The following is a 23,832-nucleotide window of genomic DNA, read 5'->3' as shown; positions in this document are numbered from 1 at the left end:
GTTCCGGCATTTTCAGGTGAGCTTTTCACTCTTCCCCTGTAAGCTTTTCTCAGTTTAACATCATCTTTTCATAAAGTCAACTTTGCACGGAACCAGGTGCAGGATTCCCTTTGTTTTGCCTTGTATCTCTTCCGGTTCTCTGCTAAAATCATGTATGGAGCTTATTATGGACTCCGTACATATAAGAAAGTGAGGAATCAACATGGAAAAGATCACAAGTTTTACCATTGACCATATCAAGCTTCAGCCTGGCGTATACGTTTCACGTAAGGATCCGGTTGGAGATCAGGTGATCACTACCTTCGATATCCGTATGACTTCTCCCAATGAGGAGCCTGTTATGAACACAGCCGAGCTTCACACCATGGAGCATCTGGCAGCTACCTTCCTGCGGAACCATAAGGAGTTTGGCCCGAAGGTCATTTACTGGGGTCCTATGGGCTGCCGTACCGGAAATTATCTTCTTCTTAACGGGGATTATGAATCCAGAGATATCGTTCCGCTGATGATCGAGATGTTTGAATTTATCCGCGATTTTGAGGGTGAGATCCCGGGAGCTTCTCCCAAGGACTGCGGAAATTATCTGGATATGAACCTTGGCATGGCAAAATATCTGGCAAAGAAATTCCTGAACGAGGTTCTCTACGATATCAAACCGGACCGTCTTGTTTATCCAGAATGATCTGCGGGTACGATCCGCTGGTATGATCCTTGTGTTCTGAACGGACTATATGCCGAAACAAAAAAACAGGCTGCCTGTATCGATGTATTTCATCGGATACAGCTGCCTGTTTTTTATTATATCAAGGAGATATCTGCAATTGAAGCAGGATCAGGATTTCCCTGATCTGGTCAAAGCCTGTAGTCTGTGCTCTACTGTGCTGCTTCTGCGGTAGTATCTTCTGCGGTAGTATCTGCCGCCACTGCTCCTACCGGCGGTGTTGTGCTGACATAGTCACCGGATGCGTAGCAGGTCTGTCCATTATAATCCACACGGATCCATCCATTGTCACAGACACCGGTACACTTCAGGGATTCTCCGGAAAGGACACCTGCCACAAACTCTGCCTCTGCATTGGCGTCAGAACGTAAATTCACACCCTCCACTGCATAGTAGGTGGCATCCTGAGCCTGTACGTTGATGCCGCTTGGGGTCTGCTCCGTAGCTGCTGTCTGTGCTGAGGGATCTGCTGCCCCGGCTGTGGTGGAATCTGCCGCTGCTGCTCCGTCTGCTGTGGAATCTGCTGCTGCCTCCGGTGTAGGTGTTGCAGTTGCCTTCGGCTTCTCTGTGGGCTCCGGCGTCGGTGTGGAATCTACTACTGTTACCACTGCATCGGTTCCTTCCTCATATCCACAGCCCTGTGCAAGGAAAGCCGCGCCTATTATCAAAGCCATAATACATTTTTTCTTCATTTTATCTGATTCCTCCTTATACGCCGGTAAAAAATTCTCTGCGTCCAATATACACGATTCTGCAATATTATGCAAGTCCTGGCCGGTTCTTTCACATATTTACCGGCTCAAAAAGCACCCGGACAGTTCCGCCGCAGATCATCCCCAGATCTCCTGCCCCCTGTCCCAGCTCGTAAACCTTTGTTTCCGTATTTCGGATATTTACTGCGTGTTTTCCGGCTTCAAACTCCACTTTCCCGCCGCCGATGCTTCCTGCCGTGCTTCCGTCCCGGAATACGAACATCTTGCTCCCGGTTCCTCTTGGTGAGGAGCCCTTCTTCTCGATGATCGTAACCATGGTTCCCGGTGTCCTGCGGCGTACTGCTGCCTCCACCTCCTCATCACAGTAGGTGCGGAAATGCCGGTTCTTTTCCTGCACGATCTCTGCCATGATGCTCACGGCGATCTCCGCCGGCATCTGTCCTCCGATGGGAAGTCCGATGGGGGCATGGATCTGATCCAGCTGTTCCTCCGTAAAGCCCTCTTTCAGGAGCTTTTCCCTGGTGATCCGCACCTTTGTCCTGCTTCCGATCATTCCGAAATATGCAAAGGGTCTCTTAAGGATCGCTCTTGCACAGGCGGAATCTCCCAGATGGCCTCGTGTCACCACTACATAGTAGGCATTTTCATAGGGAGGGATCCTGTCGGACAGGGTATCAAACTCTCCAAAGATCCTCTCATCTGCCATGGGAAATCTTTCATCCGTCACAAATTCCTCCCGATCATCCATGACTGTTACATGAAAGCCCAGCATCCTGCCGATCTCTGCTACCGGAAGAGAAACATGGCCGCCACCCAGTATGATCAGCCTGGGATTCTTCTCGTAGGTTTCCACAAATATCTCCCGGTCTCCGTTTTTCACAACGCCGGTTTCCACAGCTGCTTCCACGGAAGCTTTCAGGAATTCTTCTGCTTCTTTATTTCTTTCTGCTCTCTTCGGATAAAAAAAGCTGCTTTCTTCCAAAAGATATTTCAGCCCGGCATCCTCTCCGTTCAGGAGGATTCCTGTTTTTACACGCCCTCTTTTTTCTACCACATCATATATTGTCTGATACATTCTCTGTGTCCTTTCTGTCCGTCTTTCGCTGTTTATTCCGCGGCAAGCTCCTTTACCGCCCCGGCAGCAGTGTCCACCTCTTCTTCCGTATTAAAATAAGAAAAGCTAAAGCGGACAGCTCCTGTTTTTTCGGTTCCCAGTGCTTTGTGCATCAGCGGTGCACAGTGGCCGCCGGCTCTTACACTGATCCCGTACTCTTCATCAAGGATCATGGCCACCTCTGCCGAATCCATCTCTGCAATATTCAGAGTCACCACAGGGGAGCGTTCTTCCCTGGAAAAATCTCCGTACAGGGTAACTCCCGGAATTTCCTTTACCTGGTCATAAAAACGCCACATCAGCTGCTGCTCTCTTTTTCGGATCTGTTCTGTTCCAATTTCGGTAATCCAGCTGATGGCTGCGCCAAGACCTGCGATCCCGTGGCTGTTCAGGGTGCCTGCCTCCAGTGTCTCCGGCATATCCTGCGGATGCTCTCTCTGAAAGGTGAGGACGCCGCTTCCGCCTACCTTCAGAGGCTCCACAGATACCCCCGGCCGAACGCAGATGGCGCCTGTGCCCTGGGGTCCCATAAGGCCCTTATGTCCGGAAAAGCAAAGAATATCTATATGATCTTTTTTCATGGAAATCGGAAATACTCCTGCTGTCTGGGCAGCATCCACAATAAAAAGCTTCTGGTGCTTCTGTGCGATCGCACCGATGGCATGGATATCATTGAGATTTCCTGTCAGATTGGAAGCGTGGGTACAGACGATCACCTTCGTCTCCGGACGGATGGCTGCTTCAAGCTCCGTAAGGGAGATCCGTCCCTTGCGGTCTGCCGGCAGGATCGTAAGCTTCATGCCTTTTTTTTCCAGGCGGTACAGCGGACGGAGCACACTGTTGTGATCCATCTCCGTACAGATCGCATGGATAGTTCCCTCCTCTGGATGAAGTGTTCCCTGCAGGGCGATATTGAGCGCTTCCGTGTCATTGGATGTAAAGGCCACACATTCCGGTCCCCATACGTCAAACATCTCCGCGATCTGGCATCTTGTATTGAAAATAAGCCTTGAGGCTGCCATTGCTTCGCTGCTGCTGCCCCTTCCGCTGTTTCCTGCATGCTGCATGGCTTCCACCACAGCACGTAGCACACAGTCCGGCTTATGAAAGCTTGTAGCCGCGTTATCCAGATAAATCATTTCATCCTCCTTGTGATTTTTATCAAATACCTTTATAATAAACTCTGGCTTTATTTTATACTATCCGAGGAGGTTTTCCAATGAAAAAAACATCTTTTTTCAACAGTCTGCCATTTAAGCTGCTGGTCGCTGTGATCCTGGGGATCATAGCCGGGCTTATCCTGAACCGGTACAGCACCAACGGAATCTCTATGGCAGTTCTTAATATCACAGTTACTATCAAGTACATTCTGGGCCAGCTCATTACCTTCTGCGTGCCGCTGATCGTGCTGGGATTTATCGCTCCGTCCATTACCAGGCTTGGCAAAAATGCTTCGCTGATGCTGGGTGTTGCGGTTGTCCTCGCTTACGGCTCCTCTGTTGGCGCAGCGCTTTTTTCCACAGCCTCTGGCTTTCTCATCATTCCACATCTGTCCATCCATTCCTATGCTGCAGGACTGAAGCGGCTGCCGGAGGTGATCTTTGAGCTGGAGATCCCGCAGATCATGTCCGTTATGAGTGCTCTTGTTTTTGCAATGATGCTGGGACTTGCCGCCACCTGGACAAAGGCGAAGCTGATCACTGGGCTCCTGGATGAATTTCAGAAAATCGTTCTTTCTCTGGTGGCTCGGATCATCATCCCCATTCTTCCGTTATTTATCGGCACTACCTTCTGCGGCCTTGCCTACGAGGGAACCATTACCAGACAGCTGCCTGTTTTTCTGAAGATCATCGTACTGGTCCTGGCCGGACATTTTATCTGGATGGCGCTTCTTTACATCCTTGCAGGAATCTATTCCGGAGAAAATCCTCTGGAGGTTGTCCGCCATTATGGTCCTGCCTATCTGACTGCCGTAGGGACCATGTCATCTGCAGCCACACTGGCCGTTGCACTGCAGTGTGCCTCCAAGGCAAAACCACTCCGTAAGGATCTGGTCAGCTTCGGGATCCCTCTGTTTGCAAACATCCATCTCTGTGGCTCCGTCCTGACAGAGGTTTTCTTCTGTATGGCGATTTCGAAGATCCTGTACGGCTCCGTTCCCACGCCGGGTACCATGGTTCTGTTCTGCCTTCTTCTGGGTATCTTTGCCATCGGAGCTCCCGGTGTTCCCGGAGGAACCGTCATGGCATCCCTTGGCATCATCACCGGAATACTGAAATTCGACAGCTCCGGCACTGCACTGATGCTTACCATCTTTGCACTGCAGGACAGCTTCGGTACCGCATGCAACGTGACCGGCGACGGTGCACTGACACTGATGCTTACCGGCTATGCAAAGCGCCATCATATTGAGGAGGATGATATAAGTAACTAAATATATTGCAAAAAGATATTAAATGTGTTTAAATATACTTATGGAGGTATATTATGGACACATCAAATATCACAAATTATAAACCAAAAGATTTTGCGGAATTATTAGGTGTTTCTGTAAAAACGCTTCAGAGATGGGACAGAGAGGGAATCTTAAAAGCAAACCGAACTCCAACAGACAGACGTTATTACACATATGACCAGTATCTTCAATTTAAAGGTATAAATATAGAACATGATAAACGAAAAGTTGTTATTTATGCAAGAGTATCTACCAAAAACCAAAGGGATGATCTTCAAGATCAGACAGCATTTCTGCGTCAGTTCTGTAATGCCAGAGGAATGATCGTAGACCAGTGCATTGAAGACTATGGAAGCGGACTTAATTATAACCGCAAGAAATGGAATGGATTACTGGACGAAGTCATGGAGCAGAAGGTCAAAACCATAGTGATCACGCATAAAGACAGATTTATCCGTTTTGGATACGACTGGTTTGAAAGATTCTGCATGAAATTCCACACAATGATACTGGTGGTGAACAATGAAGAACTGTCACCACAGGAAGAACTTGTACAGGATATTATTTCCATCCTTCATGTGTTTTCCTGTAGATTATATGGACTTCGTAAGTATAAAAAACAGATAGAAAAGGATGAGGAGATTGCTGAAGAGCTTCAAGACAGAGATCGATCCTACAGAAGAGCAGAAGATCAAAATACATAAGACAATCGGCACATGCAGATATATTTATAATTTCTACCTGTTTCATAATAAAGAACGTTATGATGCCGGTGAAAGATTTATGAGCGGCAAGTCGTTCAGTGTATGGCTGAACAATGAATACCTTCCAAGGCATCCGGAATATTTCTGGATCAGAGAAGTCAGTTCCAAATCGGTAAAGAATGCAATCGAAAATGCCTGTACCGCTTTTTCAAGATTTTTTCATCATCAGAGTAGTTTCCCGAGATATAAGAAAAAAGGAAGATCTGATGTAAAAATGTATTTTGTAAAGAATAATCCCAAAGACTGTCTCTGTGAACGTCACAGGATCAAGATCCCAACACTTGGCTGGATAAGGCTGAAAGAAAAAGGTTACATTCCGACCTCTAAGGATGGATATGTGATCCGAAGCGGGGCAGTTTCCATGAAAGCAGGCAGATATTATGTGTCTGCACTTGTCGATATACCTGCTCCGGAAGCAGATGGAAATTTCACTGATGGGATTGGAATTGATCTGGGGCTGAAAGACTTTGCAGTTGTATCAAATGGAACTGTATACAGAAATATCAATAAAACAGCACGGATTAGAAAACTTGAGAAACAATTAAGACGGGCACAGCGAAAGCTTTCCCGTAAATATGAGAACTTAAAGAAAGGGGAGACCACTCAAAGAGCAAATATATGCAAACAAAAGCTTAAAGTACAGAAACTTCATCATCGGATAGAAAATATCCGTACAGATCATATCAACAAGGTAATATCTGAGATAGTGAAAACCAAGCCGTCTCATATGACGATTGAGGATCTGAACATATCCGGGATGATGAAGAACCGGCATCTCTCAAAAGCAGTTGCGTCCCAGAAATTCTATGAATTCCGGACAAAATTGAAAACAAAATGTGCTGAATATGGAATCGAACTGAGAGTAGTTGACCGATGGTATCCATCTTCCAGGATCTGCCACTGCTGCAGCTGTATTAAAAAAGATCTGAAACTTTCAGACAGGATCTACAGATGCACATGTGGATATATTGAGGACAGAGATCTCAATGCAGCACGGAATCTGAGAGATGCAGAGACTTACGAAGTTGCATGATCCCGCAAACGTAAGTATGTACCGAAGGCTATTTCGGGAATTAACGACTGTGGAGTGTACTTAGGATCTGTGAGTAGAGATAACTCCGGTTACTCAAAAGCATACACAAAGAAACAGTAAGCGGTATTCGTGAGAATCCGCATTATCTCGATGTGAGTATGTTTAATCACATTTTGAGTGGCAGCAGCAGCTTGATGTGGAATTGTAAGTTCGGAGCTAAGTCAGGCGGATATTCCCGATCCGCTTCGTTGCTTGCTCATAACCGGATATCAACCAGATACCAACTGGATGTCAGAAATGCCGCAGGCTTCAAAATGGCTCTGCGGCATTTCTGTATATTTCTATTTGTTTCTGTCTGCTTCTGTAAGTTTCTATATACTTTTGTTGTTTCTATATGTTTCTCTGTTTACGGACGGATCACTTTTCCTGCTTTTGTGAGCTTTTCCGCTATGGTATACATATTTGTTACGGTTCCCACTGCCGGTTCCTTCAGTCCGTAGAAGTTCACGCAAGTTCCGCAGGTCAGGATCTCTGTTCCCTGCTCCTGTAAGGTCTTAAGGTCTTCGATACATGGTGAATCCTGTGCGGTAAGTCTGGCTCCGCCATTATAAAACAGCATAACTGACGGCGGTGTCTCCAGCTGTGTCAGTGCATACACAAATCCCTTGATCAGGATCCCGCCAAGCTCCGGATCTCCATCTCCCATCTTATCGGAAGTGATGGCAACGGTATAATCTCCCTGCGGAACAGCCGGTGTGCAGACGATCTCAGGCTCTGCCTGGCTTCTTGCAGCAGGATCAGATTTTACTGTCATATTGATCTCGTAACCACCTTCTGTTTTTCTGGATACGAAGCTGCATCCGGTACTTCCGGCAAGTCTGCTCAAATTGTTTACTGCTGTTTCATTGTCTACCAGGATCAAGATCTCGTCTCCCTGCTCAGCCTTGTCAAGGATCTTCTTGGTCATCACAACCGGGATCGGACACTGTTTCCCCATTGCATCTACTGTGTGCTTCATACGCACTCCTCCTGTATTCTGTGATTTTTTATAATTGCTGTTTTATTATTATTGCTGTTTTATCATTATTGCTTTTTCACTGTTTTCTTTTCTTTGATCTTTTATTTCTGCTCCAGCTCATGGGCCTGTTTGAAGATCTCACAGGCGCCTGTGTTTACACATCTTTCATGCGCGCAGTCCATAAAGGTCAGCTTCCTGCTGCTGTCCTCCTGCCGTGTATACTCACAGCAGACGGTTTCGCCCCCGTTCATGGTACGGCAGAAACCGGATATAAATTCCTCTTCGATCTCCATTCCTATCCCTCCGTCGAATTCTCAGTAATCTGGGCAGGTGTGATCTCCTCCAGCATTCCTGTTTCATTGTAGGCTTCAAACTGTTCCTCGATCTTTCCAAGGATATCTGCATACTGACAGAAGGCCTCCGCAAGCTCATCCCTATGTTCCGGAAGCTTCTTGTAACAGACACGGTGCTCCATGCTTGCCCAGAGATCCATGGTCATCGTCCTCAGCTGGATCTCCACCGGAAAATACTCCATGGTATCCAGATAATACACCGGAACTGCAATGATCACGTGAAAGCTGCGGTATCCGTTAGGCTTGGGATTCTGTATGTAATCCTTTTCCCTGATAAAGATCAGCTCACTCTGCCGCTTCAGCGCATTTACAAGATTGTATATATCATCAATAAAGTAGCAGATCACACGGATCCCGGCGATATCCCGGAGATGATCCTTGGCGTTCTGCACACTGTCCGAATGTCCCAGCTTCTCCAGCTTCTTTTCGATGCTCTTCTTGGATTTAATCCGTTCCTGGATATTGTGGATCGGAGATACGGAAGACTTCTGATACAGGCTTCCGTTGAGCACCTCAAGCTTGGCGCGCATGATCTGACATGCGTTCTGATATGGCTGGATACAATCGTAATACTGTTCGTTTGTCATGAAAACCCCTCTTTCGCGTTTGCTCAGCATATACTTGTATCTTACCGGACAAATGTGAGCAATCTGTAGTGATTTCCTAAGATTTTCCTGACCATTTTATTAAAAATCTATAAAGCCTCTGGCATCAGTCTGAAAGCTTATGGATAAAAAGGCCACTGCGGAGCTTCGGTTCAAACCAGGTGCTCTTTGGCGGCATAAGCTTACCCTCGTCTGCGATCGTCATCAGCTCCTCCATGGATGTAGGATACATGGCAAAGGCAGCTCCTCCTGTCTCATCTGCAGCTGCTGCCAGATCCTTCAGCCGGTGGTTTCCTCCCATAAAGCGGATCCTCTCATCGGTACGCGGGTCACTGATCCCCAGAACCGGACCCAGGACCTTATCCTGAAGAATAGATACATCCAGCTGACCTACGCTGTCTTTACCCGCATAGATATCCGGATATGCCTTCAGATGGAACCATTCTCCGTCTACATACAGCCCGAAGCAGTGTTTCTCCACCGGTTTACATGGAAATCCCGGCATTGCCATCAGCTCAAAATTAAACTTCATGCTTCCAATAAAGGCTTTGGGTTCCATACCCTTGATATCCTTTACGATCCTGTGATACGGAAGGATGGTCAGCTGGTCATACGGAAATACCACCGACAGGAAAAAGTTAAATTCTTCTTTTCCGGTGTAATCCGGATGCTCCGCTCTTCTCTTCTGTCCCACCTTTACTGCGGAGGCTGCTCTGTGGTGGCCATCTGCAATATAGATAGAGGAGATCCCGCCAAAAAGACTATGTATAGTCCGGATCTTTTCTTCCTCATCTACGACCCATACACGATGTGTGATCTCATCATCGGAAGTAAAATCATACACAGGAGCATGTGCATTTTTCCATTCTTCCATAAGAGTAAGAAGCTCTGCCGGATATCTGCACGCCAGAAAAATAGGGCCTGTGTTGGCATCACAGACATCCACATGACGGATGCGGTCCTGCTCCTTATCCTCTCTTGTAAGCTCATGCTTTTTGATCACACCATTCATGTAATCATCAATGGAGCTGACACCTACGATCCCGGTCTGGGATCTTCCCTTACGGATCAGTTCATACAGATAATAGTTCGGTTTCTCATCCTGGATCAGGATCCCTTCTTTCTGGAAACGATCCAGATTTTCCCTTGCCTTCTGATAAACCTTCGGATCATAAAGATCGGTTTCCGGATCCAAATCCATCTCCGCACGGTCTATATGGAGAAAAGATTCCGGATTTTTTTCCCCGATCTTTCTCGCTTCCTCTCTGCTGACTACGTCATAGGGAAGTGCAGCCACCTTTTCTGCTTTTTCCGAAGCAGGTCTTACTGCCCGAAATGCCTGAAATAAAGCCATTATATTTTCCTCTCATTCCTGTCCGGCTATACGCCGGCCCTTCTTAAGATTTCTGCTTAGTTTGCAGAAAAATCATCCTGTCCATTCTAACACATATCAAAATTTCCCGCAAACCTTTATCCGGCCCGTCTTATGCCTTACGTTTGTTCAGCTCCGGCAGTACCGTCGCCAGCATGGTGAAAAAGCATGCACAGCCGCCTACAAGGTTGGAAACCGGTTCCGCCCAGAACACGCCGTCTGTTCCCAGGCCATTCACATGAGGCAGCAGGAGCGTCAGCGGTACTACGATTACTACCTTTCGGAGCAGAGAAAAAAAGGTGGCCTTTTTTGCCTTTCCAAGTGCTACGAACACGCTTTGCCCGGTAAACTGCAATGCCATAAAGCAGAAGCCGAAAAAGTAAATATGAAGGGCGGGAACTCCCTTTTCCAGAAGCCCGGGATCGCTGTTAAAGATCCGGATAAAAAATTCCGGAAGCAGCTTCAGGATTCCCCAGCCTACCAGGGTATAGATCACACAGACAGCTGTAATAAATTTAATTGCTTTTTTGACTCTGTCGTATGCTTTTTCTCCATAATTGAAGCTCATGACCGGAGAAGCACCTGTAGTAAGCCCATGGACCGGCATGGTGAAAACGTCACGGACAGAATTTAAAACTGTCATGACACCAACGTAGATATCACCACCCCAGGTCTGGAGTGTGGCATTGCATACCACCTGCACAAGACTGTTTGTAAATGCCATAAAAAAACCGGACATACCCAGGCTTACGATACTGCCCACTCTTTTCCAGGAGATCCTCATGGCGCTTTTTTTCAGGTTCAGGATCGCCTTTTTTCCTGTAAGGAAGCGTAAAACCCAGATGGCGGAACAGAACTGGGAAATGATAGTCGCCAAAGCCGCTCCCCGGACTCCCATGTGCATCCCAAAGATAAACAGGGGATCCAGAAGAATGTTCAGTACAGCACCGATCAGTATCGTGAGCATTCCTGTGTTTCCAAAGCCCTGGCTGTTGATAAACGGGTTCATTCCCAGAGTGATCATCACAAACAGGGTTCCCAGAAGATAGATCCTTATGTAGTCTGCCGCATAGGAAAAGGTTACATCACTGGCGCCAAAGGCATAGAGGATCGGTCTGTAAAAGATAAGGCCAATGGCTGTCAGGATCACTCCTGTGCCGATCAGCATCACAAAGGTGTTTCCCATGAGCATTTCTGCTTCTTCCCGGTTTCCTCTTCCCCGTTCCATGGAGCAAAGCGGTGCTCCTCCATTTCCAAAAAGATAGGTAAATGCGGTGATCAGGGTGATAATAGGAAAACACAGTCCCACTCCTGTCAGTGCAGTGGCTCCGATCTCAGGAATCCTTCCGATATAGATCCGGTCTACAATGTTGTAAAGGAGGTTTAGGATCTGTGCAATGATCATCGGCACAGCCACTTCCATAATGTTACGATAGACATTTCCTGTTGAAAAGTCTGTCTGATGTATCTGCATTTCTTTACACCTTCCTGCTATTTCTTATTTAATTAATATACTATATCCGGCGTCCAAAGTAAACTTTGCGTTGCTGTTCTCTTCATGAACTACTGTTCACTCCGTTCTCAGTAATACTTTGTTATCTGTGTATTTATTTCTTGCTATTTTTGTCTAAAAAAGTTATAATAAATCCATAAAAACGGTAATGATTCCACGTAAAACCGGTCAAGAAACCACATTACTGGAATCTATTCCGCATGGAGGTATTTTTATGGATAATAATTATAAGGGCATGGCTGTAGGTGTTTTTGAGCTGGATAACCTGGTTGCCTGTTTTGTCGCTCTTGATGCTGCTTCCAAAGCAGCCAATGTCAGGATCCAGAGTGTTGAACGTAACCGTCTGAAGAGTGGCGCCTGTGTCAAGATGCGTGGTTCTGTTTCTGACGTTAATGCAGCTATGGAGGTTGCGCTGGAGGCAGCCAAACCTCTTGGTAAGGTTGTTTCTCATACTGTGATCGCTTCTCCTTCTGAGGATACTGAGATCGCACTGAAGATGACGATCAATAAATAAAGGGGGCGACGGATTTATGAATTATGGTGCTTTTGGTTTAGTTGAGGTTGTTGGCAGCAGTAATGCGATCCTGGTGATCGACCAGATGCTGAAGACTTCTGATGTTTCTTTTCTTACCTGGCAGACGAAGTGTGGTGGTCATGCCACTGTTTTTCTGACTGGTGATGTATCTGCTGTTACGGCTGCCGTTGACAGTGTAAAAGGGAACCCGCCTTGTGAGATCGTAGCTTCAGCAGTGATCTCCAATCCTTCCGGTGAGACGGTTCGTCTGGCTGAGGAAGAAGCGGCTAAGAATCACTTTATGTAGGAAATATCTATATTATAATAACGAACGTACGCAGGGAACCGCCCTGGCGTAGCGGGAAGGGCTTCGTCGTCCACTGGCTTCTAAGGTGCTGCGGCTTCTGCTAAAACCATTCCAAAAAGTTCTGAACTCGCGTCAAGCCGCTCAGACAGCAGAACTTTTTGGAATAACGCAGAAACCACACCACCTAAGAATCAGCAGGACTCCTGCAGAACATCCCACTACGCCAGGGCGGTTCCCTGCTGGCTTTTGTATAAGTGAAAATTGTCTCAGACACGGTGATTTCACACATCAGCCGGTGCTTTCATCATCGATGCTCTGCTTCTACAAACTTCACACTTTCACTCTAGCCTATCTCCCCTTTCGCACGTCAGCAACTCTTTTCGCTATATTCTTTAAACTCACGCCTTCACTCTAGCCCTCCACTCCTTCGCACGTCAGCCGGCGAGGTAGCGTCTGGTTTGGGCTGGCTCTGCAGGAGGGGTGCGCTTCTTAGGCGGTGGGAATCTGCGTTGCTGGAAAAAATCCAGCTGTTTGAGCGACGCAGGAGCGAGTTCTGGATTTTTTTCAGCGGTTTTAGCAGATTTCCAGCGCCTTAGAAGCCAGCCCCCGACGAAGCCCAGCCCAAACCAGACGGTACCTCACCGGCGTCCGTCCGCAAAATCCACATCCACCATCTCCCGTCCATCCTCCACCTTCATCACAACCACATCCCCCCGATGTGCCACAACCACCCTCTTCCCTCCGACATCACCGGAAAGTTCCATCAGCTCCCCATAATACTTCTTCGAAAAGACACAGGGATTCCCGGTCTTCCCATCATGCTCCACACAGGCGATCCCTTTCCCATCTCTCAAAAACACATCCACCAGTCCAAAAACCGTCTCCCACCGCAACCACGGCTGATCTGCCACCGTAAACAAACAAGCATCCATCTCCCGGTTGACCCGCAGCCCGATCTTCAGTGAGGAAGATATCCCCTCATCCGGATGCAGATTATAAAGAAACCGCGCGCCAAGCTTCTCTGCTTCCTGCGCGATCTCCTCATACTGTGTGACAACTGTGATCTCACACCTGTGCCCCTGTTCCTCCAGTGCTGCTTTCACTTTTTTCAGTTCCAGGAGGATATGCCTGTACATCGGCATTCCGTCTATCCCGTACAGCAGCTTATTGCTTCCAAACCGCCGGCTGTTTCCTGCTGCCAGCATGATCAGTCCCAGCTTCATATCACCGCTCCACTTCCTTTCGATTCTAGTACAGCGAATATTAAGTAACCGCCATATTGACTTGCCTGATTTTTCATCTGCTGCGTTGTCGTCAATCGTCGTAGCCACCGCTACGCCTCATTCCTCCGCCTTGCAGATGAAGAAATCATCCTGCGTCAATATAGCAGAAACTTAATTTTCGCTGTACTAGCTGTTTACACTTCTCTGCAGGCTTCCGCAGATCATCATGATCCCAGACTCCTGACCTTGTGCCATAAGCTTCTCCACCACACAGGGATCCTCCAGAATATCTGCCTTGTTCAGATACGCAAGAAATCTTCGCCCGTCCACGCCTTTTTGCAATCCGTCTTCAGACCGGATGATCTTCCACACATCCATCCATGTCACAGGCTCATCTGTACGCTTTCCCAGAAATCCCGCCACATCATCCGGACGGTGTGCCGTATCACAGATCCTTCTGCCGATGCAGTCAAGACCGATCACTCCTACTACCACATCTGCAAAAGAAGGGATCACCGGCTCATGAACAGCCGGCACTTTAAGGGGTCGGCGCCTGGATCCGTCAGCTTCCACAAGAAGAAGATCACAAAAGCCGGGCAGCTTTTCCAGGATCTCCTTTTCGGGGCCGGAAATCTTTGGCTGCCCGGCCTTGTGATGAGCCGCGATGACGTATCCGTATTGTTCTATAAGCCGGCATGCTCCCGGAATGTCCTCTGCCTCCGCAAAAGGACGTTCCGGTTCCCATGCCATATGCGTGGTTGTGGTCACGATCACACGTTTTCCCTGTCCGGAAAATATTTCTGCCAGTCCAAGGATCAGACTGGTTTTTCCGCCGCCTCCTGTGAATGCCACAGTAAGCGCTTTTTCATTTTTCTTCATGACACACTCCATTTATCTTCTAACTTCTTTCAGGGACACTAGGCTCTGTATCGGTCACAGATTCTCATTCCTCACAGCTTTCTCTGTTCCCGGAAGCACTCCGCAGGAAAGCAGCACCTCCAGAACTCCCCCTGCGATACACCTCGCCTTGTCTGAGATCGTAAAACAGTTTTTCTTCTGTTCTGCCCTTGGGTCGATGTCCGCGATCTTCATTCCCTCAAAAACAGGGTAGCCGTCCCGGATCAGTCCCCGGATCACGCCGGAAATGGTAGCCTTCACCGGCGTATCACCTACCATGGCGATCACCTGGTCTTTTTCAACAAGATCTGCGATCTGACAGATGTTTTTCATGTTACCGGCTGCCGGTGAATGGATCACACGTTCCTTTCCGATCCCTGCGATCAGTCCCGGCACTCCGGTATTCGGCAGGGCACTGCCTTTTTTTATGATCCTTCCCAGGCTATGGCCCCGCATGGTCTCGATCACGTAATCCACATCCTCCCCTGCGGTAAAGCCTGGGCCAAGTCCCACAGTCAGTGGTGCCATATCCCTGCTTGTCCCAAGATTCTTTTTTGCAAGGATGGCATCGATCACTGCCTCCGGCTCCAGTTCGCGGATATGTTTTCCATGGGTATCTGTCAGAAGGGGGATCTCTCCCTGTGCCCAGCATTTCCTGCACTGGGTCCGGATATCGTTCTCCGTGATCCTCCTGCACACAACGCCTTCTACCTCTGCAGTTCCGTCATAAACAGCTTCACAAAAAGCCACATGACGGCGGATGGCACTTGGACGGTCACATTCCAGGATCAGGACCTGATAGCCACTCTGATGAAGCTTGTGGATCACTCCTGTGGCCAGATCTCCGCCGCCTCTCACAAGGATCATTTTATCCGTATATGCCGCTGTTTTCATCTTCATACACCTGCTGTCCGTTTCCCGGCATTCCTGCCGCAAGAGTATCATAAAGCTCCGCATAGGTTGCATCCTTATACGGGGATACATAAAAGAGTCCCGCGATCCCGGCCGTAATTGCCGAAAGGACAGACCAGGGAATAAAGGAAAGATCCAGGATAAAGGTATCCATCTTCTGTCCGTTCATCATCTCACGGCTTTTTGCAAATACTTCCTTTGTGCTCATATCCGGATATTCCGCAAGAAGATAAGGGATCATCTTATATTCGTAGGATTTTACCACTCCGGGAATAATAAAAAGCAGCGTCCACAATACAAGATACAGGTCCCGTAAAAACATGGTTTTTACGATATTACCGTAATTCCCGGAACGAAATACACTGAGGAGCTTTCCGGGCCCGGGTACAGAATAAAGGTTCTCAATGTAAAAATCTCTTCCGCCTACCTCCAAAACATTTCCCACAAAGAAATGAAAAAGAATTCCGATCAGAGCCACAGCTACCACGGCACTGGCACTCAGAAGTGCAAAAAGCACTGCCAGTGGGGAGCGAAATACATGGCTGACATAAGAAGTAACACCATTGATATCCGTACCCAAACGATACGTTGTAACACCGTAGTCCGGACTTACCACATTTCCGGCACTGCCAGTGGCCGCACCGCTTCCGCCGGTTGCCATCACAATAGCCAGCACCAGACTTACCAGCACTGCTGACCAGTAATTTTTTTTGAATGCCTGTTTTCCGCGCCATTTCAAGTCACTGCGTTTCCAGCTGATCTTCTGTTCATTCATAACTTAACCCTCCATATATGCTTCACGGACACAGAGCTCTCTTCGTCCCTTCTGCCACAGCGCAGGCTCCAGCTCTACCAGATAACCGCCGCCGTTTTTTACATGCCATTCATAAAAAGCCCTGGGTCTGTCCGCATATTCTTCCATAATGTTCATGATTGTACCGCCATGTATCACAAGAGCCGCTGTCTTTATGTTGTTACGGATACACTGTGTGACAGCCTTCTGAAATCCAGTAAGGCTCCGGCACTTAAACGCTTCTCGACTTTCTCCTCCCGGAAAAGGAAGCGTTCCATTGCTGTCGATCCACCTCTGATAATCCTGATTTCCGGAAAGCTCTTTATAATTTTTATTCTCAAACTCTCCAAAATCACACTCGGAAAGCTCTTCGATAATATGAAAGCTTTTTCCTGGAAAAAGGATCCCCGCAGTTTCCACACAGCGGCAGAGCGGACTTACATAAAGGGCCTCCGGCATGGGATAGGTCAGCTTTTCCAGAAATTCCTTTCCCTCCGTGCTCAGCGGTTCATCCGTTGTTCCGATATAACGCTGAAGCTTATTTCCGGGTGTCTGTCCGTGTCGTATCAGATATAATCTAATCATCCTTCAGCACCGTCCCGATCCCGCATACCACTCTTGTGACCCTGCTGCTTTTTGCAGCCAGTGCAGTGCACACCCGGCCAACAGCTTCTCGGTACTGCCGTTCAAAAGCATCCGCCGGAACGATCCCGTAGCCTACCTCCTCACTGACAAGGATCACATCCGGATCCTGCTGTGTCAGCTTTTCTGCCAGGCCGGTGAGATCTTCTCCTGCCTTCAGAGCTTTTCTTATGTATTCCTGAAATCCCAGAACACCCGCTGCCTTCAGAAGCTCCTCTTCTGTGATCTCTCCTCCGAATTTCCAGTCCACATCCGGGAACTGTGCTTTTGCATAGGCAGCTTTTCCCTGATATGCGCCTCCGATTATCATTTCCATATCTTTTTTACCTCATCCAAATCTTCATTACAGATTAAACGTGCCACCAAAAGCAAGCACCAGTGCCATCACAACCTCGCAGATGCAAAGGAAAAATCCGGAAAGATCACCTGTGGTCCCTCCAAAATATTTCAAAGCCATATAGTGATACCACCAGAATACCAGAAGTGCGCTGACAGCTGCCAGAACACCCAGGACCGGATCTACCCATATCATCAGCGCTGCAAGGATCACAAACATCGTGATAAGAACATTTCGCACTGCGATCTCTGACGCATTTCTGGAAAATTCTGCCACAGTCCCGTCTGTCCTTGCCTTGGGAAATGTGATCACACCGATCCCGGAAAGACATCTGGACATCATAAAGCCCAGGCTCATGATACAGATCCCGTTATAATTTCCAAGGAGCTGATCCCAGGCTCCCAGCCAGAGGATAAAATATACACAGGCTGTGATAATGGCAAATGCACCTGCATGGGAATCCTTCAGGATCTCCAGCCTCCTTGTGCGTTCCTGCCAGGAGCTTAATGCATCTGACGTGTCCAGAAGCCCATCTACATGAATGCCGCCGGTAACAAATACCGGGATCACAGTAAGGATCACAGCGAGAAAAAATGGCTCCAGAGCTGCATGCACTCCGAGGATCCCTCCTGCAAGCCAGGTCAGGATGCCGATGGCAGTACCCACAAAGGGGAAAAAGCACATCATATATTTTATGTTTTCCTTCTTCCAGTCCACCATGGGCATGGGGATCTTTGAAAACATGGCAAAGGCTGCCTTAAAACTGTTCCATAAACTTTTCATGCTTCCTTTCCTCCTTTATGCCATACAGGGATCCCGTATACGACTTCCACAACCTCTTCTGCCATCTCTGCCAGCTTCTGGTTGATCTGTCCCAGCTCTTTTTTGTACTGTTCTGATTCTTCCTCGTAGAGGATCCCGTCTGAAAAGATCTCGTTGGTGACGATCACCACATGCTTTGCCTGGGAAAGAAGATTTTTCACTCCTTCTGTGATCTTTTCTGCCACCTCCGGGTGGAAGCCGCCTTCCCGGAACATCTCATTTGCAACCAGATTGGACATGCACTCCAGAAGGACCACGCAGTCCTTCGGGATGAGCAGCTCATCCAGCTCTGTATATCTTTCAATTGTCTCGAAGCCTTTTCCTGCACGCATGTGCCGGTGTCTGCGGATGCGCCTGTGGCTTTCTTCGTCAAAAGCCTGCATGGTGGCGATATAGATCCTTCTGGCTTCGCCAAAGGAAAGTACGGTTTCTTCCGCAAAAGCAGATTTTCCGCTTCCGCTGCCTCCTGTTACAACAACCAGCATATTATTTCAGCTCCTCGTACTGTTCTACATTGATATCACCAAAGGTACTCATGGAATTATATACTGCACAGGACAGATCCATCATCGGAAACAGTGCCACAGCTCCGGTTCCCTCGCCCAGGCACATGCCGGCGTGGATGATCGCTTCCTTGCCAAGCTCCTTCAAGAGCAGCTGTGCTGCAGGCTCTTTGGATACATGAGACGCAAGGATATGATCACTTACCTGCGGGCAGATCTTTACTGCGATCAGTGCAGATACGCAGGAAATAAATCCGTCCATGACAACCGGCATTCCAAGTGCTGCTCCTCCAATGAATACTCCTGCCATTCCTGCAATATCCAGTCCACCTACCTTTGCCAGGACGTCAATGGCATCTGAACGATCCGGATTATTCAGGGCGATCGCCTTTTTGATCGCATTGATCTTCCGGACAAGCCCTTCACTGGTCAATCCGGCACCACGTCCGGTCATATCTTCCACCGGTTTTCCGAGAAGCACAGCTGCTACCGCACTGCTGGTGGTAGTATTTCCGATGCCCATCTCGCCGGTTGCAAGAACCTGATAGCCTTTTTCCTTCAGCTCCTCTGCCATGGCAATTCCGGCTTCGATGCCACGGATCGCCTGATCTCTGGTCATTGCCGGCTCTCTGGTCATATTTCTGGTCCCATAAGCAACCTTAAGATCTGTACGGACCTTTGTATCTGTGACCATTCCCACATCTACAGGAAAAAGCTCTGCTCCACACTGACGGCACATCACACAGCAGGTAGTAGTCCCTTCCAGAAAATTCTCAGCCACAACAGCCGTCACTTCCTGTCCGGTCTGGGTCACCCCCTCTTCTACAACTCCGTTATCCGCGCACATGGCAACCACTGCTTTTTTTTCCACACGTACCTCCGGAGTACCTGTGATACCGGCGATCTGTGTCAGCATATTCTCCAGCTCTCCCAGAGAATGCAGGGGCTTTGCAATACTGTCCCATCTCTTTCTCGCCCCCTCCATAGCCTTTTCATCCAGAGGGCGGACTTTCTTCACTGCCTCATCCAAAGTCATCATTTGCTACCTCCAATCCTTTTACCTGTGGTAAAAATAATAAATTTACTAAAGATATAATTCAACGCCAGCACGATAAATTGTGTGCAGAATTTTGCAAACATATCCCGAAATCCCAGGATCTCCGCCAGAAGCCATACGCCACCTACCTCAATGACCATGGTCACCAGACGGGCACTTATAAATTTCAGAAAGGGCCGTATATGATCCCTCCATGTTTCACAGCGGTCATGAAATACAAATCTGGAATTCACAACATAGGCAAACAGGATCGCCAGGATGATCGACATGATGTTGGCACTCATCAGTGGAATTCCCATTGCCCTCATGATATAAAAGCTTAACAGATTTACGAGAGTCGTACAACCACCCCAGAAAATATAACGGATCACATCATTTTCATAGAATTTAAGGATCCACTTTTTCATTGGTATCTCCTCCTCGTATGATCTTTGATACGATATATCTTGGACGACGTTTTACTTCCTCATAGATCCTGGCGATATAATATCCGATGATCCCAAGGCTCATCATCACAGCACTTCCAATAAAAAGCATCACGATCAGAAGTGTGGTATAGCCTTCCACCGCATGCCCGGAAAAATACCGGACCAGAGAATAAACCAGAAGGAGCAGGGAGCACCCAAAGCAGCCCACAGCACCGGCTGTTACAAACTGCAGCGGAAGTGTTGTAAATGCCACGATATTCCGAAACGCATAGCTGATCAGCGTTCCTGCAGACCATTTGGATTCTCCGGCCTCACGCTCCTGCACCTCAAAAGGTACGGAGATGCTTTTGAAGCCTATCCAGGATGATGCCGCCCGGAAAAACATGCTGCGCTCAGGCATGGCGAGAACACTCTCCACCGCTTTCCTGTCCAGCAGCTTGAAGTCGGAAGCGTTTTCCATATCAAAGCCGGTGGCACGGGACATGATCCGATAGAAAAATCCGGCACTTTTTCTGTGAAAAAGAGTTTCTTTTCCCCGGTTTTTCTTGATGCCCTCCACAACCTCGTAGCCCTGCTTCCAGAGCCGGTACATTTCCAAGAGGATTTCCGGCGGATGCTGCAGGTCACAGTCCATCACTGCCACCGCATCTCCGCATGCCTGTGCAAGGCCGGCCACGATTGCTGCTTCTTTTCCGAAATTTCTGGAAAAATGCACACCTGTCACATTTTTATCTTCCCTGGATACTTTTTCTATGGCTGCCCAGGTCCCGTCAGAGGAACCGTCATCTACCAGGACCAGTTCATAACGGATCCCGGCCTGCCCCAGGAGCTCTCTGAGAGTCCGGCAGGTTTTCTCCACCATCGGTTCCTCGTTACAGGCAGGCAAAACTACCGATAATCGGCTCATTTCTCCTGTTTTCCCCTTTCTTTTTGTTTTCCCTTGCGCCGGTAAGATATTACGATCCCGGCAAACAGGATCAGGCCAAGCACCGTCAGTATCATTCCGGGCACAATATACGGTGTACAATATCTGAGTGCGATCGTATGCCTGCCTTTTTTTAATTCCAGTCCCATATACATACTGTTTGCTTGCACAAGTTCTGTTTTTTCTCCATCTACATAGGCGGTAAAGCCTGCGCTGTAGGGAATGGAAAATACCAGGATCTTATCGGAAGTGGTTGTGATATCTCCACGAATGCAATTTGTCTCCGTTTTGATATTCTGAAGACTTTCTTTTCCAAGCTCCTCTGTCTGTTCTTCAACAGAAGCCATGGGCTGACATACCACATACAGATCATCAAAGGTATATTCTCCCGGCATGGAGAATGTCAGTGTCATAGTTCCTGCAGAATAGTTTTTATATCCCATATTCAGAAGAAAATTATGTCTTCCGCTGTAGCCGTTGTATTTATCTGTAAAGATCCGGATAGTCTTGTCCACGGAGCCCAGCGAAACATCCACTGCTGATTCCTTGCTTTCTTTCCAGTAGCGCCAGTTATTGTCTTCATAACGCACAGTATTCTTCTCATATTCTGTCATGGAATCCCATTTTTTATCACTGACCACTGCACGTGGAGAATAGGCATTAAAATCCAGATTTTTTGCCACAAGATAAACCTCAGCCTCCGGCTCTCCCTGATATCCGATCTGTACGGTTGCTCCTTCTTTGGCCACAATGATCTTTCCGTCTTTGATCTTACAGCCTTTTCCTGCTTCCAGTGTAAAATCTGCTTTCTTATCGTCAAAGGTGAGGTCTGTCTCAGGAAGACTGCTGTCCTCCAGAACTGCCCCCTGCAGGAGCGCCTGCTGCTTTTCGGTCACGGAAAGCTTTTCATAGTTTTCTCTGGAGATCCAGGAATCATAGGTATAACCAAGAGGAAGGGAATCCTCGTCTTCGTAGATCCTGTATTTTTTTGTGACTGCTGCTTCACTGTCATAGCCGTATGGCAGATACCCATATCCGCTTTTTTTGATGGCAAAATATTTCACCGAGGCAAGACGATCCAGGATACTCCGTCCGTCCAGGCTGCTGTAATGATAATCCCAGGGGGTATTCAGATACATCTCATCAAAGAAACGGCTGATATTTCCATTGGCCACACTGAAATAATAGGAAGTACTGTTGGTTCCCATATACATTGCAGTGTTTACATAAGAGCCCGTTTTGTACTGATCATATCTGGTAACCGCTGAATCGTCCATTGACCGGATTGCTTTGTCCGGTCCGGACTGAAGCTTCTCCAGCGCCTGATCCTTTTCCTCAAATTCTGACAGATAATCTTTTTCGTAAGAATACTGGTATGAAACATTCAGAAGGATGCTTGTCACAAGCACGGCCACGATCATTCCACAGAGATATTTTCCCTGTGTAAATACGTTTCCGTAGGAAACCACTGTAAACACAGCCAGGACCAGCATCATCAGTGCCATGATATTGCGTTCCGTACGGGCGGATTCTGAAAACAGTGCCAGCACGCCATATATCAGCAGCATCACAAATATCCGTCGTTTTTCCCTGATGCCCAGCGTAAACAGTTCCGGATATGCCTGTACCAGGATATATGCGATCAGCATTCCATACGCCCAGATCCATCGGTTGGACACGTATGAAAATCCATTCAGTACATGACCTGCAAAGGGGATCAGCAAAAACAGATTCAGAAGCACAAAGCCCAGCTTCAGTCCCGTATATTTTTTCTTTTTGGAAAAGATCACAAACACGCCTGCCATTGCGACTGCGGAATATCCAGCAACTCCCCACTGGATCATATTTTCGCCGATCAGGCAGCCGAGATATTTTTCGTAGTAAATGCGGTCATATAACAGCGGCACATAATTCTGCGCCTGAAAGCGCTCTGTTCCAAACAGAGTCATGACCACAGGTAAAAAGATCAGTGCAGCGATCATAAGTGCGACCAGATAAAAGCCAGCAAATTTCAGGAACCACTGAAATACATCTTTTACTGAACGCTTGCGGAATATTCCAAAATACCGGAAAGCTGCATACAGCACCATAAAGATACTGATCATATAAAAGAAATAAAAATTAGACATTGCCGCTACAGCCGTCGCACAGATAAAAAAGTATGGCTTTTCTTTTTTGTAAATCTTTTCAATTCCCATAAGGACCAGCGGCAGATAGATCATGGGATTGGAAAAATATGGGTGCTTCATGGACGCATAAATGGTCCATCCTGCAAAAATATAAACAAGGCTTCCAAGAAATGTGGCCTGTTTGGGATTCTTGCGGTAAAAGCAGTAAATGCTGAATGTGATACCCGCCAGATAAATGCGGAGAAAGATCAGAATCTCATATAAGATCTCTGTGTCTTTTTCCGGTACAAAAACGGACAGTAAGGTCAGCGGATCACCGATCGCATAATAATGAAGTGTTGTAAGGATATCGGAACCGTATCCGATATGCATATCCCACATAGGAAGGGAAAGCTTATGCTCCGTCACCAGCGTCTGCAGAACATTCCGCAGATATTTTCCATAATAGGCCAATGCATTGATGTGCTGCGGAACACCGTCATGACTCCAGATCAGGGATTTTCCATTGAAATAAAAACAACTGTAAATAAACAGCGAGATCGCCGCAAAAACAATCGTATACAGAATATAAAAATCTGCTTTTTTCTCTTTCCGGGATTTCTCCTTCGAAAAAATTCTCTTCATATATGTCTCTCCTGTATATGAAAAAAGGCCTGCGGTGCGCTAAACACCGCAGGCCTGT

Annotated in this window: 26 protein-coding genes; 6 read left to right on the top strand and 20 right to left on the bottom strand. The window is 47.6% G+C overall.

Annotated elements, in window-relative coordinates; genetic code table 11:
- Positions 1-202 precede the first annotated feature (202 nt).
- A complete protein-coding gene (locus tag DMI82_RS01555) occupies positions 203-682 on the top strand; it encodes an S-ribosylhomocysteine lyase (RefSeq protein ID WP_110102220.1) in 480 nt (159 codons plus the stop codon).
- 191 nt (positions 683-873) lie between these two features.
- Here DMI82_RS01555 and DMI82_RS01550 read toward each other — a convergent pair whose 3' ends face one another.
- The 3 genes from DMI82_RS01550 to DMI82_RS01540 all read right to left on the bottom strand — a co-directional run bounded on the left by DMI82_RS01550 (position 874) and on the right by DMI82_RS01540 (position 3,687).
- Positions 874-1,413 carry an SH3 domain-containing protein gene (locus DMI82_RS01550; protein ID WP_110102218.1) on the bottom strand — a complete coding sequence of 180 codons (540 nt, stop codon included), beginning with the start codon at positions 1,411-1,413 and terminating at the stop codon, positions 874-876.
- Between the two features lie 91 nt (positions 1,414-1,504).
- Positions 1,505-2,509 carry an XdhC family protein gene (locus DMI82_RS01545; RefSeq protein ID WP_110102216.1) on the bottom strand — a complete coding sequence of 335 codons (1,005 nt, stop codon included), beginning with the start codon at positions 2,507-2,509 and terminating at the stop codon, positions 1,505-1,507.
- 32 nt (positions 2,510-2,541) lie between these two features.
- Entirely contained in the window at positions 2,542-3,687 is a 1,146-nt protein-coding gene (locus DMI82_RS01540; protein WP_110102214.1) for an aminotransferase class V-fold PLP-dependent enzyme, read from the bottom strand.
- An 80-nt stretch (positions 3,688-3,767) separates the two neighbouring features.
- Here DMI82_RS01540 and DMI82_RS01535 point away from each other — a divergent pair, with 80 nt between their 5' ends.
- The 3 genes from DMI82_RS01535 to DMI82_RS01525 all read left to right on the top strand — a co-directional run bounded on the left by DMI82_RS01535 (position 3,768) and on the right by DMI82_RS01525 (position 6,800).
- Complete coding sequence (locus DMI82_RS01535) at positions 3,768-4,982, top strand: dicarboxylate/amino acid:cation symporter (RefSeq protein WP_022426826.1); 1,215 nt, start codon at positions 3,768-3,770, stop codon at positions 4,980-4,982.
- Between the two features lie 68 nt (positions 4,983-5,050).
- Positions 5,051-5,707 (top strand): IS607 family transposase, encoded by a 657-nt coding sequence (locus tag DMI82_RS01530; RefSeq protein WP_173741318.1) that lies wholly within the window; start codon positions 5,051-5,053, stop codon positions 5,705-5,707.
- Complete coding sequence (locus DMI82_RS01525) at positions 5,637-6,800, top strand: RNA-guided endonuclease InsQ/TnpB family protein (RefSeq protein ID WP_110102212.1); 1,164 nt, start codon at positions 5,637-5,639, stop codon at positions 6,798-6,800. The genes DMI82_RS01530 and DMI82_RS01525 overlap by 71 nt, the downstream gene beginning before the upstream one ends.
- 406 nt (positions 6,801-7,206) lie before the next feature.
- On the opposite strand, the gene yedF is transcribed toward DMI82_RS01525, so the two are convergent.
- The 5 genes from yedF to DMI82_RS01500 form a co-directional block, all read right to left on the bottom strand.
- Complete coding sequence (gene yedF / locus DMI82_RS01520) at positions 7,207-7,818, bottom strand: sulfurtransferase-like selenium metabolism protein YedF (protein ID WP_015524772.1); 612 nt, start codon at positions 7,816-7,818, stop codon at positions 7,207-7,209.
- Positions 7,819-7,919: 101 nt separating this feature from the next.
- Positions 7,920-8,111, bottom strand: a complete 192-nt coding sequence (locus DMI82_RS01515) for a hypothetical protein (RefSeq protein WP_015524771.1) — start codon at positions 8,109-8,111, stop codon at positions 7,920-7,922.
- 2 nt (positions 8,112-8,113) lie between these two features.
- Positions 8,114-8,758, bottom strand: a complete 645-nt coding sequence (locus DMI82_RS01510) for a GTP pyrophosphokinase (RefSeq protein WP_110102211.1) — start codon at positions 8,756-8,758, stop codon at positions 8,114-8,116.
- A gap of 124 nt (positions 8,759-8,882) precedes the next feature.
- Positions 8,883-10,130 (bottom strand): DUF1015 domain-containing protein, encoded by a 1,248-nt coding sequence (locus DMI82_RS01505; RefSeq protein WP_110102209.1) that lies wholly within the window; start codon positions 10,128-10,130, stop codon positions 8,883-8,885.
- A 130-nt stretch (positions 10,131-10,260) separates the two neighbouring features.
- On the bottom strand, positions 10,261-11,622 hold the full coding sequence (locus DMI82_RS01500) for an MATE family efflux transporter (RefSeq protein WP_110102207.1): 1,362 nt from the start codon (positions 11,620-11,622) through the stop codon (positions 10,261-10,263).
- A 253-nt stretch (positions 11,623-11,875) separates the two neighbouring features.
- Here DMI82_RS01500 and DMI82_RS01495 point away from each other — a divergent pair, with 253 nt between their 5' ends.
- On the top strand, positions 11,876-12,175 hold the full coding sequence (locus tag DMI82_RS01495) for a BMC domain-containing protein (protein ID WP_015524766.1): 300 nt from the start codon (positions 11,876-11,878) through the stop codon (positions 12,173-12,175).
- Positions 12,176-12,191: 16 nt separating this feature from the next.
- Complete coding sequence (locus DMI82_RS01490; RefSeq protein ID WP_021651696.1) at positions 12,192-12,482, top strand: BMC domain-containing protein; 291 nt, start codon at positions 12,192-12,194, stop codon at positions 12,480-12,482.
- Positions 12,483-13,120: 638 nt separating this feature from the next.
- Here DMI82_RS01490 and DMI82_RS01485 read toward each other — a convergent pair.
- From DMI82_RS01485 to DMI82_RS01430, 12 genes are all read right to left on the bottom strand, one after another.
- On the bottom strand, positions 13,121-13,813 hold the full coding sequence (locus DMI82_RS01485) for a nucleotidyltransferase family protein (RefSeq protein WP_199579954.1): 693 nt from the start codon (positions 13,811-13,813) through the stop codon (positions 13,121-13,123).
- Between the two features lie 78 nt (positions 13,814-13,891).
- Complete coding sequence (yqeC, locus tag DMI82_RS01480; RefSeq protein WP_158526414.1) at positions 13,892-14,584, bottom strand: selenium cofactor biosynthesis protein YqeC; 693 nt, start codon at positions 14,582-14,584, stop codon at positions 13,892-13,894.
- Positions 14,585-14,638: 54 nt separating this feature from the next.
- Complete coding sequence (gene yqeB / locus DMI82_RS01475; RefSeq protein WP_330409180.1) at positions 14,639-15,502, bottom strand: selenium-dependent molybdenum cofactor biosynthesis protein YqeB; 864 nt, start codon at positions 15,500-15,502, stop codon at positions 14,639-14,641.
- Positions 15,471-16,289 (bottom strand): DUF975 family protein, encoded by an 819-nt coding sequence (locus DMI82_RS01470; protein ID WP_110102201.1) that lies wholly within the window; start codon positions 16,287-16,289, stop codon positions 15,471-15,473. Before DMI82_RS01470 ends, yqeB begins: the two co-directional genes overlap by 32 nt.
- A 3-nt stretch (positions 16,290-16,292) precedes the next feature.
- On the bottom strand, positions 16,293-16,892 hold the full coding sequence (locus tag DMI82_RS01465; RefSeq protein WP_110102199.1) for a histidine phosphatase family protein: 600 nt from the start codon (positions 16,890-16,892) through the stop codon (positions 16,293-16,295).
- Complete coding sequence (locus DMI82_RS01460) at positions 16,885-17,265, bottom strand: bifunctional adenosylcobinamide kinase/adenosylcobinamide-phosphate guanylyltransferase (protein ID WP_110102197.1); 381 nt, start codon at positions 17,263-17,265, stop codon at positions 16,885-16,887. The genes DMI82_RS01465 and DMI82_RS01460 overlap by 8 nt, the downstream gene beginning before the upstream one ends.
- Before the next feature lie 27 nt (positions 17,266-17,292).
- On the bottom strand, positions 17,293-18,069 hold the full coding sequence (locus tag DMI82_RS01455) for an adenosylcobinamide-GDP ribazoletransferase (RefSeq protein WP_110102196.1): 777 nt from the start codon (positions 18,067-18,069) through the stop codon (positions 17,293-17,295).
- Positions 18,066-18,593, bottom strand: a complete 528-nt coding sequence (locus tag DMI82_RS01450; RefSeq protein ID WP_110102194.1) for a bifunctional adenosylcobinamide kinase/adenosylcobinamide-phosphate guanylyltransferase — start codon at positions 18,591-18,593, stop codon at positions 18,066-18,068. Before DMI82_RS01450 ends, DMI82_RS01455 begins: the two co-directional genes overlap by 4 nt.
- Before the next feature lies 1 nt (position 18,594).
- Complete coding sequence (gene cobT / locus DMI82_RS01445; RefSeq protein WP_110102334.1) at positions 18,595-19,647, bottom strand: nicotinate-nucleotide--dimethylbenzimidazole phosphoribosyltransferase; 1,053 nt, start codon at positions 19,645-19,647, stop codon at positions 18,595-18,597.
- Complete coding sequence (locus tag DMI82_RS01440; protein WP_110102193.1) at positions 19,647-20,075, bottom strand: GtrA family protein; 429 nt, start codon at positions 20,073-20,075, stop codon at positions 19,647-19,649. The genes cobT and DMI82_RS01440 overlap by 1 nt, the downstream gene beginning before the upstream one ends.
- Positions 20,056-21,003, bottom strand: coding sequence for a glycosyltransferase family 2 protein (locus DMI82_RS01435; RefSeq protein WP_015524751.1), 948 nt, complete (start codon positions 21,001-21,003; stop codon positions 20,056-20,058). Before DMI82_RS01435 ends, DMI82_RS01440 begins: the two co-directional genes overlap by 20 nt.
- Positions 21,000-23,774, bottom strand: coding sequence for a YfhO family protein (locus DMI82_RS01430; protein WP_110102191.1), 2,775 nt, complete (start codon positions 23,772-23,774; stop codon positions 21,000-21,002). The genes DMI82_RS01435 and DMI82_RS01430 overlap by 4 nt, the downstream gene beginning before the upstream one ends.
- Positions 23,775-23,832: the final 58 nt, after the last annotated feature.

This window comes from Blautia sp. BCRC 81119, from assembly GCF_003184505.1.
Lineage (GTDB): Bacteria > Bacillota > Clostridia > Lachnospirales > Lachnospiraceae > Blautia_A > Blautia_A fusiformis.
This window is presented reverse-complemented; position numbering and strand designations above follow the sequence as displayed.

Bases quoted from the DNA above. Each gene is read 5' to 3' on its own strand.
- DMI82_RS01555 (WP_110102220.1), top strand. From the start codon at position 203: ATGGAAAAGATCACAAGTTTTACCATTGACCATATCAAGCTTCAGCCT.
- DMI82_RS01550 (WP_110102218.1), bottom strand. From the start codon at position 1,413: ATGAAGAAAAAATGTATTATGGCTTTGATAATAGGCGCGGCTTTCCTT.
- DMI82_RS01545 (WP_110102216.1), bottom strand. From the start codon at position 2,509: ATGTATCAGACAATATATGATGTGGTAGAAAAAAGAGGGCGTGTAAAA.
- DMI82_RS01540 (WP_110102214.1), bottom strand. From the start codon at position 3,687: ATGATTTATCTGGATAACGCGGCTACAAGCTTTCATAAGCCGGACTGT.
- DMI82_RS01535 (WP_022426826.1), top strand. From the start codon at position 3,768: ATGAAAAAAACATCTTTTTTCAACAGTCTGCCATTTAAGCTGCTGGTC.
- DMI82_RS01525 (WP_110102212.1), top strand. From the start codon at position 5,637: ATGAGGAGATTGCTGAAGAGCTTCAAGACAGAGATCGATCCTACAGAA.
- yedF (WP_015524772.1), bottom strand. From the start codon at position 7,818: ATGAAGCACACAGTAGATGCAATGGGGAAACAGTGTCCGATCCCGGTT.
- DMI82_RS01515 (WP_015524771.1), bottom strand. From the start codon at position 8,111: ATGGAGATCGAAGAGGAATTTATATCCGGTTTCTGCCGTACCATGAAC.
- DMI82_RS01510 (WP_110102211.1), bottom strand. From the start codon at position 8,758: ATGACAAACGAACAGTATTACGATTGTATCCAGCCATATCAGAACGCA.
- DMI82_RS01505 (WP_110102209.1), bottom strand. From the start codon at position 10,130: ATGGCTTTATTTCAGGCATTTCGGGCAGTAAGACCTGCTTCGGAAAAA.
- DMI82_RS01500 (WP_110102207.1), bottom strand. From the start codon at position 11,622: ATGCAGATACATCAGACAGACTTTTCAACAGGAAATGTCTATCGTAAC.
- DMI82_RS01495 (WP_015524766.1), top strand. From the start codon at position 11,876: ATGGATAATAATTATAAGGGCATGGCTGTAGGTGTTTTTGAGCTGGAT.
- DMI82_RS01490 (WP_021651696.1), top strand. From the start codon at position 12,192: ATGAATTATGGTGCTTTTGGTTTAGTTGAGGTTGTTGGCAGCAGTAAT.
- yqeC (WP_158526414.1), bottom strand. From the start codon at position 14,584: ATGAAGAAAAATGAAAAAGCGCTTACTGTGGCATTCACAGGAGGCGGC.
- yqeB (WP_330409180.1), bottom strand. From the start codon at position 15,502: ATGAAGATGAAAACAGCGGCATATACGGATAAAATGATCCTTGTGAGA.
- DMI82_RS01470 (WP_110102201.1), bottom strand. From the start codon at position 16,289: ATGAATGAACAGAAGATCAGCTGGAAACGCAGTGACTTGAAATGGCGC.
- DMI82_RS01465 (WP_110102199.1), bottom strand. From the start codon at position 16,892: ATGATTAGATTATATCTGATACGACACGGACAGACACCCGGAAATAAG.
- DMI82_RS01460 (WP_110102197.1), bottom strand. From the start codon at position 17,265: ATGGAAATGATAATCGGAGGCGCATATCAGGGAAAAGCTGCCTATGCA.
- DMI82_RS01455 (WP_110102196.1), bottom strand. From the start codon at position 18,069: ATGAAAAGTTTATGGAACAGTTTTAAGGCAGCCTTTGCCATGTTTTCA.
- DMI82_RS01450 (WP_110102194.1), bottom strand. From the start codon at position 18,593: ATGCTGGTTGTTGTAACAGGAGGCAGCGGAAGCGGAAAATCTGCTTTT.
- cobT (WP_110102334.1), bottom strand. From the start codon at position 19,647: ATGACTTTGGATGAGGCAGTGAAGAAAGTCCGCCCTCTGGATGAAAAG.
- DMI82_RS01440 (WP_110102193.1), bottom strand. From the start codon at position 20,075: ATGAAAAAGTGGATCCTTAAATTCTATGAAAATGATGTGATCCGTTAT.
- DMI82_RS01435 (WP_015524751.1), bottom strand. From the start codon at position 21,003: ATGAGCCGATTATCGGTAGTTTTGCCTGCCTGTAACGAGGAACCGATG.
- DMI82_RS01430 (WP_110102191.1), bottom strand. From the start codon at position 23,774: ATGAAGAGAATTTTTTCGAAGGAGAAATCCCGGAAAGAGAAAAAAGCA.